This is a genomic window from Thiorhodovibrio frisius (assembly GCF_033954835.1).
GTDB classification, from domain to species: domain Bacteria; phylum Pseudomonadota; class Gammaproteobacteria; order Chromatiales; family Chromatiaceae; genus Thiorhodovibrio; species Thiorhodovibrio frisius.
The window spans coordinates 2,572,767-2,590,262 of the sequence record NZ_CP121471.1 but is presented as its reverse complement, the minus strand read 5'-3'; the positions used below and the strand labels follow the sequence as shown (position 1 = coordinate 2,590,262).

Here is a 17,496-nt window from a genome sequence, read left to right as displayed (position 1 = left end):
TTCTAGCTTCTGGGAATCGATCGATTTCGATCCCGATTTCGATAAGCTCAGGCGACCGCGGCAAGCGGCGCATCGGCTCGTGTATCCACTGCTTGCCGTCGTGCAGCGACTGCATGGGCAGGCCCACCCGCAGGTCCCCGGCGTTGCCCTCCAGCACGCCGAAGCCCTCGTCTTGCTCCCGCGTCGGGTCGCCTGTGCCTCCTGTGCCTCGTGCGCATCGGTGTCCTGGATGGCCGAGCAGACCCGGTACTTCGGCGTCAACAGCACCGTTATGAAACGGGTTCAAGCCGCAGAAAGTTCATGCCCCTAGGATCAGTGTGCTCGCCTTGCGGGGAAGCTGAGAAAAAGGCTGTGCCAACCGAAATTGATAACCACAATCCGCGACAGAAAACCCGCGATGATCACCGTGATTGTCATCATCAGCACCGTACTCAAGAGCAGGTCTGGTCCAATGAAATGGATCATTAAGGAATAAACCAGACCCCAGAACAAGGCGATCTCCGGATAGAGGGTGCCCTTGAGGGTTGGGATATCCGCCTGGGATCGAAGGACGTCACGAAGGACGCCGCCACCCGCAGCTGTCATTGCGGCCAACAAGGGGCCCCATAGCCACAGTGGTTCACAGCGCTGCACCGCTGCGACAATCACGCCAGTTACGGTGAATGCCGCCAGCCCGATTGCATCGGAGACCTCCAGGAGCCCGCGTGTCGAGGCCCAGCGAAATGGATCGTTTTCACCTTGCGCGGGCTCTGCTGCATGGCTGTTACCCCAGATGTCATGAATGGCATAGATGAATAGGGCGGCAAGGACGGTTCCGAGCACCAACAGCAGCAGCGTCGGAGACTGGAGGATGCCGATTGGCGATCGTCCGCTGATTAGATCGCGCATGACACCACCCCCCACCGCTGGCAATGCGGCCAGCACCAGGGCTCCGACGATGTCGTAGCGCTCGCGGCGAGCGATCAGGACACCCGAAATCGCAAAGGCGATGGTGCCGATGATGTCGAAGCTGCGAAACCAAAGCGTTTGCAACGCCGGTCTCAAAACCTCCGGCACCAGGGAGTGGCGGGCGATGCGATTGAGCTCACCGGTATCGCGCATCTCACGCAGGGCACGATCAAGGGCCTGAAATGTCGTCGATGAGACGGTCTTTTTCGATAGCATGATGCTCAGCTCGGGCCGGTTAAGGTCGCCCGGCAGCGAACGAACACGACGCACCGCGCCCGCCTGGACAACCGCGCTGGCCATCGAACGTCGATCACCGATCACGGCGTCCGCCTCACCCGTCAGCAAGTGCGCGACTGAATCCGCGTCGGTCGCGGCGTCGAGCACCTGCCCGCGAAACGCATCAGACTCGAGCAACGCCGTAGCCTCGGGACCGGGGTCAAAGGTCCAGTTAACGGCTATTGTTGCGCCCGATTCCAACAAGCGTCGCAGACTTTCTCTGGGGTCTGCTCCTTTCCATGGCTGCAATTCTCCCCGCCGCATCACGATCGCAACGGATGCCTTGCGGTATGGCAGCGTGAACCACGCCCAATCGTGCGCCGAGGCTCGTGGTTGCTCGGCGAGCGAGAAGTCGAGTTGCCCCGCGCGGACCGCCTTCACGTTGCTAGCACGCGATACCTCCTCAAATGCCGCGCGGAATCCAGCTCGCCGGGCTGCCGCTTGCATCACCTCAATATCGATACCGCTGACGATCCCGATCCCATCTGCAGTGATGCGTTCGAATTGGTAGGGCAGCATCGTCGACCAACCGCCGTTCAGCGCGGCCTGGGCAGGTCCAAGCGAAAGCAGGCCGAGACAGAGAATGCCGAGAGCAAGTTTCCAATGTTCTTGTAAGGACCGAATTGTCGTCATTTATCTTGCATGCTCGCGGACGTATTCTGGAAATGATGGGGGACGCCAGCAGAAAAAGTGTCAGCGCCCCGACCGGCGCAGCAGGCTTTTGGCATCGGCGGAAGCAAGCTGCTGTTTAGCTTCCGGCGACTTGTGGAAGCGGAAGTAAGTGAGTCACTGCGGTGTCAGCAGGAAGCCGTAAGGGCCGAGGCGCGGGCTTCTGGGACTGGGATCGGGCAAGAACCTGCCGTTCATCCTCCCCGAAAGTAGTAGATTTTTAACCGCTTCCTCGCTATATTCCGTCAGCGGCTGGTACTAATGGCAGCTGAGAGAATCAATTGGTAGTCGCGGTAAATAAGCAAAAATCAGGAGGAATGATGAAAGTGATATTGAGCACCATTATCATGGTGGCTGTTGCCTTTTTGATTATCTATAAGATGGTGACCAGCACTCAGGATAGTATTGCATCAATGGAAGTATCCCTGGAAAAGCATTTTTCCAAGATCGAGGCTGGACACTATCGTGAAGCCTACGATGCTTTTCATGACGATCTAAAAAAGCGTATTTCATTTGCTCAGTATGAGGCTTCCTGGCTAAAAAGAATTGAGGATCTTGGGCCAATGAAGTCTTGGGAAATTCACACGGCAAACAAATCGTCGAACCTTTTCACAGGGGAGAAAGAGTATGATTTTGTCCTTTTCATTAGTTTTACAAATAAAGAACAAATTTTTAGAGTTACCCAGACATGGAAGGTTGAAGGAGAAAATGTAACATTGGTGTATTCAGGGCTACATAGCAGCGCTACCAATTCTTCAAGTTTCGATGTATTTTGAGTTTATCGCTGGCTTTTTAGACATCATGTTTTGACTTGTTATCGATATTGTTGATTCGTGGCATTAAGTCTAATTTTTTTTGGCAAGAGCTGTCCCGAAGTCCTTTTCAGAACAGTTCTTTGCAGGTCATCAACCCAGGCTATTTTTTCTCGTCGAAGACTAGGCTTTCACCCACGGATTTAAAGGAGTCACGATATTTTAACGTCTCTCCTTTTAGTTGATAACTAACCGTCGCCAGCCTATTTCCATCAACGATATAGTAGCGAGCCTCGATCTTTTCACCGTTTTTTCCACTATCGAAAAAGTACCAGACGCGCCCTTCCCCTACTTTTTCTATTGTCAGAGTTTCTGGCTCTGCTTCATAGAAATGTCGCTGAACCCATTTTTCGATGCAGGCATTGCTATCGTTATCAGAATCTGAGCAATTGAATAGATTTATGGCAAGTTGCCCCAAGGTTTCATTTTCCCCAATCTCTGGAGGTCTCAGCCGAGCTATGTCTTTGTCAACTTCGCTAATCTTCCAGGATGAGGGAGCGGAGATTTTCAACGTGGCGCTTTTTGTAACATCGCTTTCCATCCAGGGCAACAGATTAAGGGTTTTCACCTCAGATCCAGTGGATGGAGTTTTACCGCAGGATGTCATAAGAACCAAAGTAAGTATCAAGGTAATATAACTTAGTGAGCGCATGATTGCTCCTTGTCAGGTTGATCATATGGCTTGCTTCGTTTCTAATTCGCCTTGGAAGGATTAGCCCCCAAAAGCAAAAAAGACAGTGGTCTCTCAGTAAGGCTATCCTTTCTTCGAGGTCTTGGCAAACTTGCACCATCGAACGCTTGACCGTCCGCCTTGAGGAAGCCCATCAGGTACTGCGAGCCGACGCCATTGATCACGCGCGCGTTTTGTGGCGATAAACTCAGGGGCAGACTTTATTCAGCTACCCTGTCGCGTGTCACCCGGCCGAGGCCTATTTGCTAAATGGTCTGGGACTCATGCCCAAAACCTTTCTGCGCTTCTCGTTCTCGTCCATGATTCGCTTGATTTCCTCCTCGTTCTCGGCGCAGTGCCTTTCCCATTCTTCCCGCTTCGTGGCTGCCTCCTCCTCAGCCTTGCGCACCTCATCTCGCTGGGCCTCAAGCCAGGCGTCGGCCGCGTGTTTCTCCTTTTCCCATTGGGCTTTGAGCTCGGCATCGCTCTTGCCCTCATCCACGTGCAGTTTAAGGTAGCCATCCAGGTCCGGGGGGTACATGCGGGCATAGCCCAGCCGTATTTCCCGTTCTCGGGTGGCGCCGCCCCCGGCGCGGGCTATTTCCAGGCTCAACTCCCGATCATCGGCCGCACTGCAGCCGTCGTTGATCAGTTCCAGTATCCTGGCTCGGTCCTCTTCCCAACGCTCCTCCTCGGCCTGAAATTGTTCCTTGTACTTTTCCCAATCCTGCTCCGCGTCAGCTAGCAGAGCCTTGAAGGTGGGGTGGATCAACTCGTAGTCCAGTCCCTTCATAGGCAGGGTCAGGTTTCGGTAAAGGGTTTCCCGACGCAAGGACGCTGAAATCTCTGCCACCAACTCATGGGACTCGACCATGCGGGCGTACGACTCCTCCAGGGCCTGGAGCCAGGAGACCGCGCTGGTCTGATACACTGGCTCCAGGGGCAAGGTCTGGGGGGTCTGGGCCAGCTTGACCTGGATGTCCGCCAGCCAGTCGCCGATCAGGATCTCGGGGTCGCTGGTCTCCACGGCCTCGATGAGGCCGTCCCGTTCCTCCACCAGGGCCAGTTGCAGAGTCCTGGCCTGATCCACGACGGGTTGGTAACTGTCCAGGGCTCTGGCCACGCGTTCGCTGATAGCCCTGCCAAGCGAATCCTTGGTCAGGTTGTAAAGCCGGTTCAGTTCCGTGCCGATCTCGCGGACTAGATGTCCAGTCCCGGTTGATCAGGGAATACACCGCCGGAATCAAGACCAGCGGAATGAGCGTCGAGGCCGTGAGTCCGCCTAGCACAGCGCGCGCCAGCGGTGCCTGGGCGTCGGCACCCTCGCCGATGCCGAAGGCCAGCGGCAGCAGAGCGAGAACGGTGATCAGGGTGCTCGAGAGCATTGAGGCGTCACGGAGTGCGCTGGCGGTACCAGTCAGTAAACTGCTCTGCCGACATCGGAACGCCCAGGTAAAACCCTTGCACTTGGTCGCACTCGCGCTGGCGGAAGAAGTCCAGGTCTGCCTCGGTCTCGATTCCGACCGCCTTGACGTCGAACTGCAAGGCCTGGGCAAGACCGATCAGCGTGTCGAGAATGACGGGCAGCCGTTCGGCCAGGTTCAGACGCTCCACCAGGGCGCGGCTGATCTCCAGCCGGTCCAGCGGCAGCCGTTCCAATGCGTTGAGGCTCGAACAGCCCAGGCCGAAGTCACCCAGTGCCACGCGCACCCCCAGTGCTTTCAGGGCATCGAGCCGTTGCCGTGCCGTCAGCATGTCCTGCATGAGCGCGGCCTCGCTCAAGGTCAAGGTCAGATCGGCGGGATCCATGGCGCTCGCTTGCAGTGCGGCGGCCAGTTGATCGTGGAAGCGCTGGTGGTGAAACTGCCGGGCCGAGATGTTCACCGTGATTGGGATGGGCGGCAGTCCGCGCTGGCGCCAAGCCCCATACTGACGGCCGACCTCCTGCAACACCCAGTGGCCGATCTCATGGATCAGCCCGCTGGTTTCGGCAACCGGCAAGAACACCAGCGGGGCGATCTCACCCGCATCGGTCTGCGGCCAGCGCAGTAGGGCCTCGACTCCGGTGATGCGACTGTTGTGCGGATCCAGCAGCGGTTGATAGGCGAGCCGGAATTCCTGCTGCGATAGCGCTTCGCGCAGACGCGTTTCCAAGGTCAGCGTGGTATGCGCCTGCTGGTTAAGCGCATCGGTCACAAACTGATAACCACCGGGGCTGACCTCCTTGGCGTGATACATCGCATGATCGGCACCCTGAATGAGCGACTCGATGCTGTCACCGTCCTGCGGGAAGAGGCTGATCCCGAGACTTGGGACGCAGTGCAGCATCAGTTCCCCAATGGGGTAAGGCGGCGTAAGTGCCGCGATGGCGGTGCGCGCGGCACGGGCTGCGTCATCCGCGTCGTTGAGGTTCGCCAACACCGCAATAAACTCGTCTCCTCCCAGCCGGGCGATGAGATCCGCCTCGCGGAAGCTCTCGCGCAGCCGCTGCGCCACCGCCTGCAGGAGCTGATCGCCCACCGAGTGGCCATAGATATCGTTGATCGCCTTGAAGCGGTCGAGGTCGAAAAACAGCACCGCCAACTGATCCCCCGTGCGGCGGGTGCTCGCGAGCATGCGATCGGCCAGTTGATCGAGCAAGGCGCGGGTGGGCAGGCCGGTCAGGGGGTCATGCTGCGCCAGGCGGATCGCCTCGTCCTCAGCGACCTTGCGCCGGGTAATATCCTGCTGGACCAGCAAAACATGCATCAGCGCGCCCTGGGTGTCCAGGATCGCCGTCAGGCGGGCCACGAACCAGCGCTCGTCACCGTCCTTGCAACGCAACCGGTATTGGATCTCAGCGGGCTCCACCGGCGCATCGACGAAGCCGTTGAGATGCTCGAGTATCCGAGTCCGATCATCCGGATGCAGCAGGTCGGCCCAGGCCCCGAGTCGGTGCGGTAATTCATCCAGGGCATAGCCGGTCTGCCGCCACCATTCGGGCGGAAAGAATACCGCCTGCGTCTTTGGGTCCCATTCCCAGAAGGTTAGGTCGGCAATGTGGGTGATCAGGCGCAGCCGTGCCTGGCTCTCGATGAGGGCTTGTTCGTCGCGTTTGCGCGCACTAATGTCGCTCAGGATGGCGCTCCAGATGATGTGCTCACTCGTCGCATCCGGTCGCTGGCTGATGTCCAGGTGAACCCAAGCGAGTGCATCGTCGGCTCGGCACAGGCGCAGATCATAGGTCTGCCGCTCGCCGGTGGCCAGGAGCTGGTGGCGGGCATGATAGTGGGTGTCCTGATCCTCGGGGAGGATGAAGCGAGTCAGGGGTTGGTCGACCAGCGTCTCGCGCGGTGTGTCTAGCAGGGTCGCGGCGGCGAGATTGGCCTCCTGGATCACCCCGTCTTCGCTCAGGGTCAGATAGCCCACCGGGGCCAGGTCGTAGAGATCAAAATAGCGCGCCCGCGAGGTTGCCAAGGTCTCCTGGGTCTGGCGCAGTTCCTCGTTCTGAAGCTCCAGCTCGATCTGATGCACTCGGAGCTCGTGGATCAGCTGGTCGGTCGCCTCCGGTGTGTTGGCGTCTTTGAGCGGTTTGTCCAGGCTTTCAAGCTGTAACTCCGCCCGTCGGCGCAGGTCTGGTGCGCGTTCAGTGCGCTCGACGGAGGGATTGTCAGAAGAATGCACGAGTGGTCTCCGTCTTGGGGTTTAGCCTGTCGTGCCCGGCAGATTTCGAACAACCGCTACGGCAACCGGGTGATTACCGCAGTGGCCAGTCAGAAATGGACTCGCTCGTTGATATCCTGGCCGGGCTCGAATGGCTGGGAACGGCGCAACGCTTCACTGTGATGGTGCCGATCATAGACTGATCGGACAGCTTAGTCTGTGCGTTGGCATACATAGTGCGCGCACACCTCTTGATTTACGCAGAGCGCGAAGCTGGCGACCTGCAATCTGACCCACGTCAAGGTCAGTCGGTGGACGCAGTGGCTTCAACTTGAGTTGATAGACCCATCGTTTTCTCGATGCTATTCTCCCCGCGCAATAACAAAATGGCCCGACTGGTATCGCCCCCGCCGTGACCCCTGACGACTTCATTCGCAAATGGACCGGTGTCACCCTCAAGGAACGCTCCGCCGCGCAGGAGCACTTCCTTGACCTCTGCCACCTGCTTGAACAGCCCACCCCGGCTGAGGCCGACCCCAAGGGCCTGTGGTACGCCTTCGAGAAAGGCGCCAGCAAAGCCGGCGGCGGCGATGGCTGGGCCTGCACCGAGCCCGAACGCTGGGGACCCGACACAACCACCGCCAAGCTCACCGAACAAGCTGCCGGACGCTTCGCCGAACTCGCCCAGCGTCTACGCGGGCGCGGCCATGACCCCACCGCCGTTACCGCAGCCTACGGCTGGAACGACTAAAATTCCGACATGCCAGACAGCGAAATCCTCGCCCGCCTGCTCGCGATAAACTTGGAACGAGCGAGGGCTTAGCTGTCCATTTCCACTAAACCAGATCACTGTCACAAAAATTTGGCACCAAAATTTTGGATCAATCGAGAAAATGAACCTCAGGAGGCAAGATGGCAAAGTGTCCGATATGTCAGTCGAGAAAAGGAAAAAGAAAGTGCCTAATCGTAGATAACCTCATTTGCAGCCAATGCTGTGGGGATACAAGAACGGGAGAGGCATGTGTGGGATGTGTTTTTTATCAAAAACCAATAAGAAAATATACCGATGTCCCCGCATATTCTACTTTAGAGATGGATAACAGCATGGAGCTTGCCTCTTACGGGAACTCCATAGAAGGGGCTTTATGCGCATATGACATTGAAAACGATAGGAAACTGAAAGATAGCGACGCAATAAAGATCATTGAGTTGCTAATTGATAAATACCATTTTCAAGATCAATCAATTGGTGAACAAAGCGAGCTAATTGCGAAGGGATTCAACCATGTTGATCAATCAATCGTCGAAGATTTGGAGGATGTCAACAATGAACAAATTGTCAAAGTGCTTGGGGTCATCCGGTTTGTTGCCAAGCGCAGAACACAGCTTGGAAGAGAATATATGAATGTAATTCATCAGTATGTAGGGCAGCGAGTTGCATCGGGCCTTCGTGTTTTACGCCAGTGACTGTCATGCAAGCGTCTGAGTCGCAGCTACCAATCCTCATCGTCGTATTGTGGCGGCGCCTCGCCATTGGCTTCGAGCACCTGCGGGTTTTTTGCTGCGGCTTCCTTCCTGACTTGCTCGACGATGAGGTCGAATTCCCAGTTGGCACCGAAGTCAAACACAAAAACCATGCTCGCGCCCTTTGTCAGGCCAAGTTCGCCGACCCTGACCTGGTCGGCTAACTTGCCATCGAGTTCTGCTTGCATCTCGGGATGACCGATCTCTGCAGGACGGCCAAGGCGATCCTGGAAGTTGAACGCATAGAGATGATCCTCGTCGAAGTCGAATGCGGCGAGAATCGCGCTCGCCAATTGGTCGAATCCGGCTTCGCCGGCGATGGCGATTCGTCGCCAGCAGTCAGGTGACAAGGACGCCCGAAAGATATGCTGCCCGGGCTGCAAGGGAGGAGCCGGAAGCTCCAGATTGCGTTGCCAATTGTTGAACTTGGAGCGAAGACCCGCAGCCCAGGTCTCGAAACGCTTGGATGGCTCGAAAAGATCGCTGATCGTCAGCTGGGGTTCGGGTGCGTCGGGTGCGGGCGTTCGCAGTTCGTTGAGAAAATGCTCGAAGTGCGCCATCAGGGCATCTCCCCAGGCGGTGATGTGTATCTGCCTGGGCTGCCAGCCTTGCCCCTCGACCGGCGGGACTAGCTCGATCTCAAGCAGACCGAACAGTTCGAGCAAGGCCAGGTTGTGCAGACCGGGCGAGTAGGTCAAGGAGTCGATTACCGGAGGATGCTGTAGCCAGCCCGGTCCCTGCTCCTTGAACTGTCTTAAAAATCGCGTGCTTTTTGCGAATACATCTTCCCGAGACCGCTTGTCGATAATGGTTTCATCGGCTGCTCCCCACCAGGCACGCAACAAGGCGAAGTAAGCCTCCGCAGGGTTCAGGTCGCTCCAGAGGTCCAGGATTTCCGGGTCGAGCATCAGGATGGGCTTCTTGCCGCAGGTGTCGATCAGGGCGAGTCCAGTCGCGCGCAGGACCAGATACAGGCCATTGATATTCGGATAGGATTTCTGCCCTGGCCGTTTCAGCTGCAAATCGACCGGATGCGTCAATCGCTGGTTGATCGTCTCCAGGGTGTTCATGGCAAACAGATGCTTGGGCGTCACCGCTAACCCTTTCGGCTGAATAAGATCAAGCAGCGCCCCAAAGTCGCGCAAGATGGTGCCGGGCGGCTGCTTGGCGAAGTCCTGAGATTCCAGCACCTGCGCGTGCGACGGATTCCAGGTGAAGATCGGGCGATCAGTGATGAACATGAAAGGCTCCCTTGGGTGCAGTATGACTTCGCCCAGATGGGGTCATCTGAAATCGCGAAGCTAAGCTGAAAAATGGCAATTCGCCGCCGACCAAGCACGTTCGTATCGTGTGCGGCCTAAGTGATGGCGATCATCGTCTCCCGCCAGGGTGGCGCTGGTGCTGTTTGTCTTTGTGCACCTGGACTGCGGTCTTGGCGGCATCGGTCACGGAGTACATCTCCATGGCGGTCAGTTCTTGGTCGTCGACGGGTGTCAGCGCCTGGTCCATGTAGTGCTTGGCCTCGGGGTCGCGCTTGAGGCGCCGGCGCTCAATGGCGAGCACGGCCAGCATGGCGATTGCCTTGGCGTAGCCGAACAGATTACGGCCAAGGTATTTCGGGTAGAAGACCAGGGGGTTTTCGATCGGCAGTCCCGGGCGGCGTTCCCGGCGCAAGCGACGGCGGAGAACGCCGCCCTCCAGCGGTTGGATATGCTCGATGCAGGCGAAGACGTAGACCGCCATGCACGAACTCATGATATGGCCTGGGCTGACGCCATTGGCGCGCGCACGCCGCATCAGGGTTTTAATGTGTTTGACGGTGTAGAAGCTGCGCCAAGCCTGCCGATAAGCGCCGAGCCATTCCTCCTGCGTCATGCGGGGGTGATGGGTGGAAACGTGGTTGAGTTCGTAGTTGTTCAGGTCCGGGTCCATATAGGCCCCGCGCTCATAGAGGGCCTTGTGGTCGGCGGAACCCGGCAAGGGCGTTAGACAATAGAACTGTACCCGGTCCATTGGCAGTTCGCGCTTGAGGAGTTCAACATCACGCCGGATGCTCTCCGGCGTGTCGCCGGGAAAGCCAAGGATGTAGCCGCCGTCGATGAACACCTTGTAACGGCGCCAAACGAGCAGCATGGCGCGATAGTCGGTAATCTTGTTCTGCTTTTTGTTGGCGACTGCCAGGTTGTCGGGGTTGATGTTCTCCAGGCCGATGAAAATGCGCTTGGTGCCCGCCGCTGCGGCCTTTTCGATGAAGCGCGGGATCTTATGGCACTGAGTATCCACCTGAAGCGTCAGGTGCACGCGAATGCGCTCGCGCCTGAGTGCAATCAGGCGGTCGAAGATCGCCTCCCAATTCTTATTGCGAGCGAAGTTGTCGTCGGTCACAAAGAAGCGCTTAATGCCCTGAGCGATATTTTCGCGAACAATGCGCTCAATGTCGTCCGGCGTGCGAAAGCGCGATTTACGACCTTGCACGTTGATAATGGTGCAGAAGCTGCAAACAAAGGGGCAGCCGCGCCCGGCATCGAAGCTGGTCACTCGTCCAACGGTGCGTTGCACATATTCCTTGGGCATGTAGGGCGGGATGGCACCATTGAGGTTGGGCAGGTCGTCGAGGTAGTTGTAGACGGGATTGAGTCGGGCGTTGTAGGCGTCCTTTAGGAAATCGTCAAAGCGGTGCTCGATCTCGCCGGCGAAGAGCGACACGCCCAGGTCCAAGGCCGCTTGCAGCTCAGGCGTGCATTTGCCGATGACAGACAGCACGCCGCTGACATGGAAGCCACCGATGGCGACCGCAATCTTGTGCGCGCGCAGCTGCCGGGCAATGTCCAGGGCGCGCGGATATTGGTTGGTCTGCACACCCGCCAGAGCGACCAGACCGAGGCCGCCATCGCGCTCGATCATCAAAGCGAGGCGCTTGGCACGCACGCGCGTGTTGGTCTCGTCGATGGTGCTAATTTGAAGCCTGACGTCGTCGCCCAAGACGCGGCGCTCTGCGGCGTCGCGCGCCATGGCGTAAAGCGCGGCGAGGGTATTCGACGGGATTCCGGAGCGCCACCATTGAATGATGTAGCCATCGTCGTCGTAGTGCGATGGCTTGAGTAGAATCAAGTGGAATGTTTTCATGGGGCGTTTCCTGCAGAGCAATGGCGAGCCCCGCGCAAAATCGGGAGCAAAAATCGAGTAAAGATCGAGCCCATCATAGACTTTGACCGACGGGCTTGATGTCAGACTGGAGAGTATGATCTGGCTGACGATGAACAGGAATTATCTTTCGCTTTTTCCCATGGCTTCGCCTCCGTGGGGGTTACCGAGAATCTTACGGATTCATTCTCAGGAGTGGCCGCCTCCATGGGGATCGGGCCAAAACATTCAGATTGAGCCCATCAGGCTCGGGAGTCCATCGCCTTGATCAATCACCCCCTGACTGGCGCCGGTTATCTGCTCAAGGGCGCACGGCTGATTGCCCGCCCGCAGCTGCGGCCCTTTGTCATCATCCCGCTCATCATCAACACCCTGGTTTTCGTTCTGGCAATCGGCCTTGGCGTCAATCAGTTCGAGCACTGGATGGAGCTGATGACGGCGCAAATTCCGCACTGGCTTGGCTGGCTGGAGTGGCTGCTGTGGCCCATCTTTGTGCTGGTGCTTCTGGTGCTGGTGTTCTATACCTTTACCCTGGTGGCTAATCTGATCGCGGCACCCTTCAATAGCCTGCTGGCGGAAAAGGTCGAGATGGAGCTGACCGGGCAGGTGCCGGATACGGATGGCAGCTGGCGCAAGTTGGTCGCGGAGCTGCTGCCGTCGTTGTTCGATGAGTTGATCAAACTGGTCTATGCGCTGGCGCTGGCCGTCCCCTTTCTGCTTTTGCTGCTGGTGCCGGTGGTCGGGCCGATCCTGTGGTTGCTCTATACCGCCTGGATGATGGCGGTCGAGTATGGCGATTATCCGCTCGGTAATCACGGGTTGCGGTTCCGGGAGATTCGCCAGCTCCTTGGGCGTCGGCGGCTGCTGAGCCTCGGCTTCGGCGCTGCAACGGCGGGCATGAGCATGGTGCCGGTGCTGAATTTTCTGCTGATGCCCAGCGCCGTTGCCGGCGCGACCGCGCTCTGGGTTGGGGAGCTGAAGGCGATCCGGCCCAGCACTGATCATGAGTAACTGAGGTGACTCAGAAAAGCGAGACTGCATCCGCTAGCCATGTTCCTCAGCGGCCGCAAGTTGTAAAAAGTGCAGCCGCCGCTTCCGGCGCCGAGGGAAAATACAGGTGCAGATAGCTCGCTGTCAGCGAGCCGTGACGGTAGACCGGCTCACCGCGACCACCATCGCGCTGTCGGATGCCGTAGGCGCTCGGTGTCAGCGAGCTGTCCATGGTCGAATGATGGAAGCTATGCCCCCGCAACTCGCCCGCTGGCGTGACCAGGCTTTGCATGCCAAGGCCAGCCAGGCGCGGTTGCAGACGCCCCTGCCCCGGCATTAGACCGGCGAGTTTGGCGCTCTGGCCATGCTTGTCGGTCAGGGTCTCAAGTACAGAGAGCATGCCACCGCATTCGGCATAGAGAGATTTTCCCGCCTCGACATGGGCGCGCAATGATTGGTGCATGGCGCTGTTGGCGGCCAGTGGTTCCAGATGCAGTTCCGGATAGCCTCCGGGCAGATAGATAGCATCCGCCGCAACAAGCGGGTCATGCAGCGGCGAGAAGAACGTCAGCTCAGCACCCAGCGCCTGGAGCAGTCGCAGGTTGGCGGCATAGAGGAAGGAAAAGGCCGCATCCCGAGCCACGGCGATGCGCATGCCGGCCAGAGTTGGTGCCAGCGCCGGCGGATTCTCGGGCGACGGCGGCGCGAAAGACACTGCTGGCGGCAGTTCTGCCAGCGCGGTTTCGGCGAGGCGGCTGGCCGCGACATCCAGGCGCTGCTCAAGATCAGCGATCTCCTCGGCTTGCACCAGGCCCAGATGACGGCTTGGCAAGGCGGCATCATCGAAGCGCGGCAAGGCACCCAGCAAAGAGATATCCGCAGAGAGTCCGGCACGGATCATCTCCACGTGTCGCTCGCTGCCAACCCGATTGGCGATGACTCCCGCCAGGCGCAGTCCGGGCCGGTAGTGGGCCAGCCCCAATGCCAGCGCACCGAAGGTCTGTCCCATGCCGCGCGCATCGATCAGCACCGCTGCGGGCAGGCCGAAACGCTCGGCCAGGTCGGCGCCCGAGGGATTGCCATCGAACAGCCCCATGGCGCCCTCGACCAGAATCAGATCAGCCTCGGCGGCGGCTTCATAGAGCAGCCGCTGACAGTTGGCCTCGCCCACCATCCACAGATCCAGCGGTTCAACCTCGGCACCCGAGGCGCGCGCCAGAATCATGGGATCGAGAAAATCCGGGCCAATCTTGAATACCCGCACCCGGCGTCCAGCCCGTCGATGATGGTAGGCGAGCGCCGCCGCCAGCGTAGTTTTGCCCTGACCAGAGGATGTTGCGGACAGGAACAACGCCGGACACTGGCGTGAGCCAGCGCCCAGAGGTTGCAGCTGGCCATCGACATCGCGCTGAGCGCTCTGCTGCTGGAGTGGCGCCTTAACTGACTTTTCCTGGGCGGAAGCGTCGCGGAAAAGCGGCGTCATAGAGCTTGGACGGTTTGAGTTCGGCGCGCTGCCGGGCGCCGAGGGCCGGGCTAATCAGGATCAGTGCCTGGCGTTCAATGCCAGCGTCGCGGCAGCGCCCGGCGATGTCGGCCAGTGTGCCACGCAACACCTGCTCCTCATCGGGCCAGGTCGCCTTGTGCACCACCACAACCGGCGCCGTCGCCGCCCAGCCAGCCCCTTGGAATATCTTGGCCACCTCCGCGATGCGCTCGATGGATAGAAAGATGCACAGGCTACAGCCATGCCCGGCCAGTCCATGCAGAGACTCGCGCTGGGGCATCGAAGTGCGCCCGGCCAAGCGAGTGAAGATCACTGTTTGCGTGACCTCGGGCAGGGTCAGACATTCGCCCGCTGCCGCCGCTGCCGCGAAGGCTGAGGACACCCCAGGGCAGATGCCGACAGCTATCTGCGCCTGGTCCAGGGGGCGCGCCACCTCGGGCATCACCCCATAAAGCGTGGGATCGCCCGTCTGCAGGCGCACCACGGTCTCATGGCACTGCGCGCGCTCCAGCAACCAGGCGCTGACCTGCTCCAAGTCCATGGATTTAGAGTCGGCGATCTCGCAGCCCGGTTGCGCCCATTGCAAGGCGGTTGCGGCCACTAGCGAGCCGGTGTAGAGGATAGCCCCGGCCTCAGCAAGCAAGCGCGTACCGCGAACCGTTATTAAATCCGGCGCGCCCGGGCCGGCGCCGACAAACCAGACCTTACCCATGTGTGTGTTTCCGCTATTGCTTCTGATGCTACTGATTTGCGCCGCTCACAGCTCCATCGCGGTTAGCATCGAGCATTGGCAGGTCTCTGGTGGGCGGTCGCGTTCGGGAGGCGACAATATAGCCGGAGACCATGAATATCGCCACCCGCCCAGCCTCGCGTTTCTTGACGCAAAGGTATGATCGCCATAGGATTCGTCTTACCCCGGCGGAGATGGCTTTCGGCTTTTTTGGGTCATGCAGCAGCCCAAAACAGCACATGATCGCCAGTCCCGACAACCGCTTGTGTCACGCGACCCAAAATCAGTAACCACGGAGACGCGCAATGCATCCTGACGCCCATGGTCCCAGCCACCCTGGAGAATGGATTTCTATATTTCGCGGCAAGCAAAACCTGCTTTTCATCCCTTTGCTGCTTTTCACGCTGGCAAGCACCCCAATGTCGGGCACGCTCCTGGCGGCTGAAGATCCTGAAGAGCACGATCATGGCGCCGCGCATGAGCACGATCATGACCAGCATGGTCACACCCATCGCCAGCAGGATGCGCATGTGCATGGCATCGGGCGTTTGAATCTGGCGCTAGACGGCCCTGCCCTGCATCTGGAACTCATCAGTCCGGCGGCCAATCTTGTCGGCTTTGAGCATCCACCCACGACGGCAACCGATCAGGCCAAGCTTGCTGCGGCGGTGGCCATTTTGGAGGATGGCGCGCGCCTATTCCAGTTAAACCCGAGCGCCAGGTGCGAACTCCGGGATTCCGTCATTTCCTCGGGGCTGCTCGACACTGGACAGAAAAATACCCCGCACGCCGAACTGGAACCGGCCCCGGATGATCATGCAACAGCTCCGGCGCACGACCATGATGGTCACGCGCACGACGAGGACTCCGCGGCGGCCAGCAGCGGACAAGAGTCTCACGCCGACATCAATGTTCGCTACCGCTTCGAGTGTGCCAAGCCTAGCGCGTTAAAATTGCTAAAAGTCGAACTCTTCGAGGTATTTCCGGACACTGAGACGCTTGAGGTGCAGTTCGTGCTCGACGATCACCAGGGCGGGATGACCTTGAACCACGATAACCCGGAATTGCGCTTTTGAGCCAATGGGGTAAGCCAACGGCGGCTCGACCTTGAAGCCGAACCTTTGGCTTATTGCAGCTTGAACACAATCGGCAGGGTCAAGGTCAGTTGGGATTGGGACATGCTCGCCGGAATCGCTGGCAGCGGCGAGGCACGTTTGAGCATGGCCTCGACTTCGCGGTCGAGCAGCGTATGGCCAGAACTTTCAACAATCTGTTGGGAAATGACGCGCCCGCGACGGTCGATGGTGAAGCGCACCTTGACCCTGCCTTCTTGACGCCGCCGCCGTGCCTGCCCCGGATAGCGCTTGTGCCTTTGCAGGGCGCGCGCGATTTGGCCGTAGTAGGCCGCAGCGCTAGAGCCTCCTGCCCGCGCACCTGACCGACCGCTCGCAGATCCCTTGCCGCCCTGCCCCGCCCGCGCGCCAGCTCCCGACCCCGCATCCGTGCTGGCGGCCTGCCGGGTCGCTTTGCTGGCAGTTGTCGAAGTTGCGGGGACTGGTGCCTCGCGACGGGCTTGCGGGGTGGCTTCCGCTGGCTGGGGCTTGGGTATTGCCTCCCTGGGCTGGACCCGTTGCGGTTTGGGCGGTGGTTCTGGCTTGGGTTCTGGGTTGGGCTCTGACTTGGGTTCTGGTTTCGGCTCTGGTGCGAGTTCTGGTTTGGGCAAAGGTTGGAGTCTGGGCTCAGGCTCAGGCTCTGCTTCAGCCTCCGATTCTGGCTCTGGTTTGGACTCGGGTGCGGATTCCGGCTCCGGTGTCGGATCAGGTTTCGGATCAGATTGCGCTTCCGCCTCCGGCTCTGATTTAGACACAGGAGTTGGTTCGAGCCCATGCTCCTGATCGCTCTTTGCATCCTCCGTTGGCGCTGTTGCAGCCGCCACCGAAGCCTTACCAGTCCCGGATGCCTGGCCAGAATTGCGGCTCGCAGTCGCCTGGCTACCATTTGGCGAGCCTGCGGTTGCTTCGCCACCGCCGTTTCCCAGCGTCAGGGCAATGGTGACGGGCACGGCTAGCGGGGGGGGCGCCTCCTGCATCAGCGACAAGGCAAGCGCCGCATGCACTGCGCCTGCGATCAGCAGCGCGACCAACCAGTGGCGAGCGCGAATCTCCATCAGCGCACCGGTATTGTGACCAGGTGAATGTGCTCTAGCCCCACCCTGCGCAAAGGTTCGAGCAACTCGCGCAGTCTGCCGGCGCTGAGCGCGGCATCGGCCTTGAGTGTCAGCTGTGGCAGGGCGTGCGTGGCATCGGCCTCCCGCAGTCGCGCGACCAGAGTATCGACACTGAGCCCCTGTCCGTTCATGGCCAAACGCCCATCGGCACTGACCAGCACCATCCAGGCATCAGGGGTCGCGACTTCCCCCACCCGGGAGCTTGGTGGGTCGACCGCGAACAGACCAGGCGGCACCAGACGCCCGATCACCATGAAGAAGATCAGCATCAGAAAGACAACATTGATGAGTGGAATCAACGCCTGATCGCGCGCGCTTGAATGCGCTCTAGGGCGTCTCGGTGCCAGCTTCACGTTTGCC

Annotated in this window: 15 protein-coding genes and 2 pseudogenes; 5 read left to right on the top strand and 12 right to left on the bottom strand. The window is 59.2% G+C overall.

Features of this window, described 5'->3' with window-relative positions; genetic code table 11:
- Positions 1-67 precede the first annotated feature (67 nt).
- Together Thiofri_RS24785 and Thiofri_RS12030 are read right to left on the bottom strand one after the other, a co-directional pair.
- Positions 68-160, bottom strand: a pseudogene (locus Thiofri_RS24785) (putative inorganic carbon transporter subunit DabA); the annotation flags it as partial.
- 152 nt (positions 161-312) lie between these two features.
- Positions 313-1,857, bottom strand: a complete 1,545-nt coding sequence (locus Thiofri_RS12030) for a TRIC cation channel family protein (RefSeq protein WP_009151622.1) — start codon at positions 1,855-1,857, stop codon at positions 313-315.
- 368 nt (positions 1,858-2,225) lie between these two features.
- Here Thiofri_RS12030 and Thiofri_RS12025 point away from each other — a divergent pair, with 368 nt between their 5' ends.
- A complete protein-coding gene (locus Thiofri_RS12025; protein ID WP_143742111.1) occupies positions 2,226-2,669 on the top strand; it encodes a hypothetical protein in 444 nt (147 codons plus the stop codon).
- 139 nt (positions 2,670-2,808) lie between these two features.
- Here Thiofri_RS12025 and Thiofri_RS12020 read toward each other — a convergent pair whose 3' ends face one another.
- From Thiofri_RS12020 to Thiofri_RS12005, 4 genes and pseudogenes are all read right to left on the bottom strand, one after another.
- On the bottom strand, positions 2,809-3,357 hold the full coding sequence (locus tag Thiofri_RS12020) for a hypothetical protein (RefSeq protein WP_009151624.1): 549 nt from the start codon (positions 3,355-3,357) through the stop codon (positions 2,809-2,811).
- Between the two features lie 277 nt (positions 3,358-3,634).
- A complete protein-coding gene (locus Thiofri_RS12015; protein ID WP_009151625.1) occupies positions 3,635-4,498 on the bottom strand; it encodes a hypothetical protein in 864 nt (287 codons plus the stop codon).
- Between the two features lie 157 nt (positions 4,499-4,655).
- Positions 4,656-4,760: pseudogene (locus tag Thiofri_RS24780) on the bottom strand (hypothetical protein); the annotation flags it as partial.
- A gap of 7 nt (positions 4,761-4,767) precedes the next feature.
- A complete protein-coding gene (locus Thiofri_RS12005) occupies positions 4,768-7,038 on the bottom strand; it encodes a putative bifunctional diguanylate cyclase/phosphodiesterase (RefSeq protein ID WP_009151626.1) in 2,271 nt (756 codons plus the stop codon).
- Positions 7,039-7,429: 391 nt separating this feature from the next.
- Between Thiofri_RS12005 and Thiofri_RS12000 the strand changes: the two genes are divergently transcribed.
- On the top strand, positions 7,430-7,768 hold the full coding sequence (locus tag Thiofri_RS12000) for a hypothetical protein (protein ID WP_009151627.1): 339 nt from the start codon (positions 7,430-7,432) through the stop codon (positions 7,766-7,768).
- Positions 7,769-8,121: 353 nt separating this feature from the next.
- A complete protein-coding gene (locus Thiofri_RS11995; protein ID WP_143742112.1) occupies positions 8,122-8,484 on the top strand; it encodes a hypothetical protein in 363 nt (120 codons plus the stop codon).
- Positions 8,485-8,510: 26 nt separating this feature from the next.
- Here the strand turns inward: Thiofri_RS11995 and Thiofri_RS11990 are convergent, their stop codons facing one another.
- A complete protein-coding gene (locus tag Thiofri_RS11990) occupies positions 8,511-9,782 on the bottom strand; it encodes an IS1096 element passenger TnpR family protein (protein ID WP_009151629.1) in 1,272 nt (423 codons plus the stop codon).
- A 130-nt stretch (positions 9,783-9,912) separates the two neighbouring features.
- Complete coding sequence (locus Thiofri_RS11985) at positions 9,913-11,667, bottom strand: B12-binding domain-containing radical SAM protein (RefSeq protein WP_009151630.1); 1,755 nt, start codon at positions 11,665-11,667, stop codon at positions 9,913-9,915.
- 282 nt (positions 11,668-11,949) lie between these two features.
- On the opposite strand from Thiofri_RS11985, the gene cysZ reads away from it, so the two are divergent.
- Positions 11,950-12,696: a sulfate transporter CysZ gene (gene cysZ / locus Thiofri_RS11980; protein ID WP_009151631.1), complete on the top strand. Its 747-nt coding sequence runs from the start codon at positions 11,950-11,952 to the stop codon at positions 12,694-12,696.
- A gap of 46 nt (positions 12,697-12,742) precedes the next feature.
- On the opposite strand, the gene Thiofri_RS11975 is transcribed toward cysZ, so the two are convergent.
- A complete protein-coding gene (locus Thiofri_RS11975; protein ID WP_009151632.1) occupies positions 12,743-14,158 on the bottom strand; it encodes a cobyrinate a,c-diamide synthase in 1,416 nt (471 codons plus the stop codon).
- Positions 14,112-14,891, bottom strand: coding sequence for a precorrin-4 C(11)-methyltransferase (gene cobM / locus Thiofri_RS11970; protein WP_009151633.1), 780 nt, complete (start codon positions 14,889-14,891; stop codon positions 14,112-14,114). The genes Thiofri_RS11975 and cobM overlap by 47 nt, the downstream gene beginning before the upstream one ends.
- Positions 14,892-15,214: 323 nt before the next feature.
- Here cobM and Thiofri_RS11965 point away from each other — a divergent pair, with 323 nt between their 5' ends.
- Positions 15,215-15,985: a DUF2796 domain-containing protein gene (locus Thiofri_RS11965; RefSeq protein WP_009151634.1), complete on the top strand. Its 771-nt coding sequence runs from the start codon at positions 15,215-15,217 to the stop codon at positions 15,983-15,985.
- A 50-nt stretch (positions 15,986-16,035) separates the two neighbouring features.
- On the opposite strand, the gene Thiofri_RS11960 is transcribed toward Thiofri_RS11965, so the two are convergent.
- Together Thiofri_RS11960 and Thiofri_RS11955 are read right to left on the bottom strand one after the other, a co-directional pair.
- On the bottom strand, positions 16,036-17,076 hold the full coding sequence (locus tag Thiofri_RS11960; protein ID WP_009151635.1) for an energy transducer TonB: 1,041 nt from the start codon (positions 17,074-17,076) through the stop codon (positions 16,036-16,038).
- Entirely contained in the window at positions 17,076-17,489 is a 414-nt protein-coding gene (locus Thiofri_RS11955; protein WP_009151636.1) for an ExbD/TolR family protein, read from the bottom strand. The genes Thiofri_RS11960 and Thiofri_RS11955 overlap by 1 nt, the downstream gene beginning before the upstream one ends.
- Between the last annotated feature and the right edge of the window lie 7 nt (positions 17,490-17,496).

Coding starts and splice junctions, on each gene's coding strand:
- Thiofri_RS12030 (WP_009151622.1), bottom strand. CDS start 1,857: ATGACGACAATTCGGTCCTTACAAGAACATTGGAAACTTGCTCTCGGC.
- Thiofri_RS12020 (WP_009151624.1), bottom strand. CDS start 3,357: ATGCGCTCACTAAGTTATATTACCTTGATACTTACTTTGGTTCTTATG.
- Thiofri_RS11995 (WP_143742112.1), top strand. CDS start 8,122: ATGGAGCTTGCCTCTTACGGGAACTCCATAGAAGGGGCTTTATGCGCA.
- Thiofri_RS11990 (WP_009151629.1), bottom strand. CDS start 9,782: ATGTTCATCACTGATCGCCCGATCTTCACCTGGAATCCGTCGCACGCG.
- Thiofri_RS11985 (WP_009151630.1), bottom strand. CDS start 11,667: ATGAAAACATTCCACTTGATTCTACTCAAGCCATCGCACTACGACGAC.
- Thiofri_RS11975 (WP_009151632.1), bottom strand. CDS start 14,158: ATGACGCCGCTTTTCCGCGACGCTTCCGCCCAGGAAAAGTCAGTTAAG.
- cobM (WP_009151633.1), bottom strand. CDS start 14,891: ATGGGTAAGGTCTGGTTTGTCGGCGCCGGCCCGGGCGCGCCGGATTTA.
- Thiofri_RS11965 (WP_009151634.1), top strand. CDS start 15,215: ATGCATCCTGACGCCCATGGTCCCAGCCACCCTGGAGAATGGATTTCT.
- Thiofri_RS11960 (WP_009151635.1), bottom strand. CDS start 17,076: ATGGAGATTCGCGCTCGCCACTGGTTGGTCGCGCTGCTGATCGCAGGC.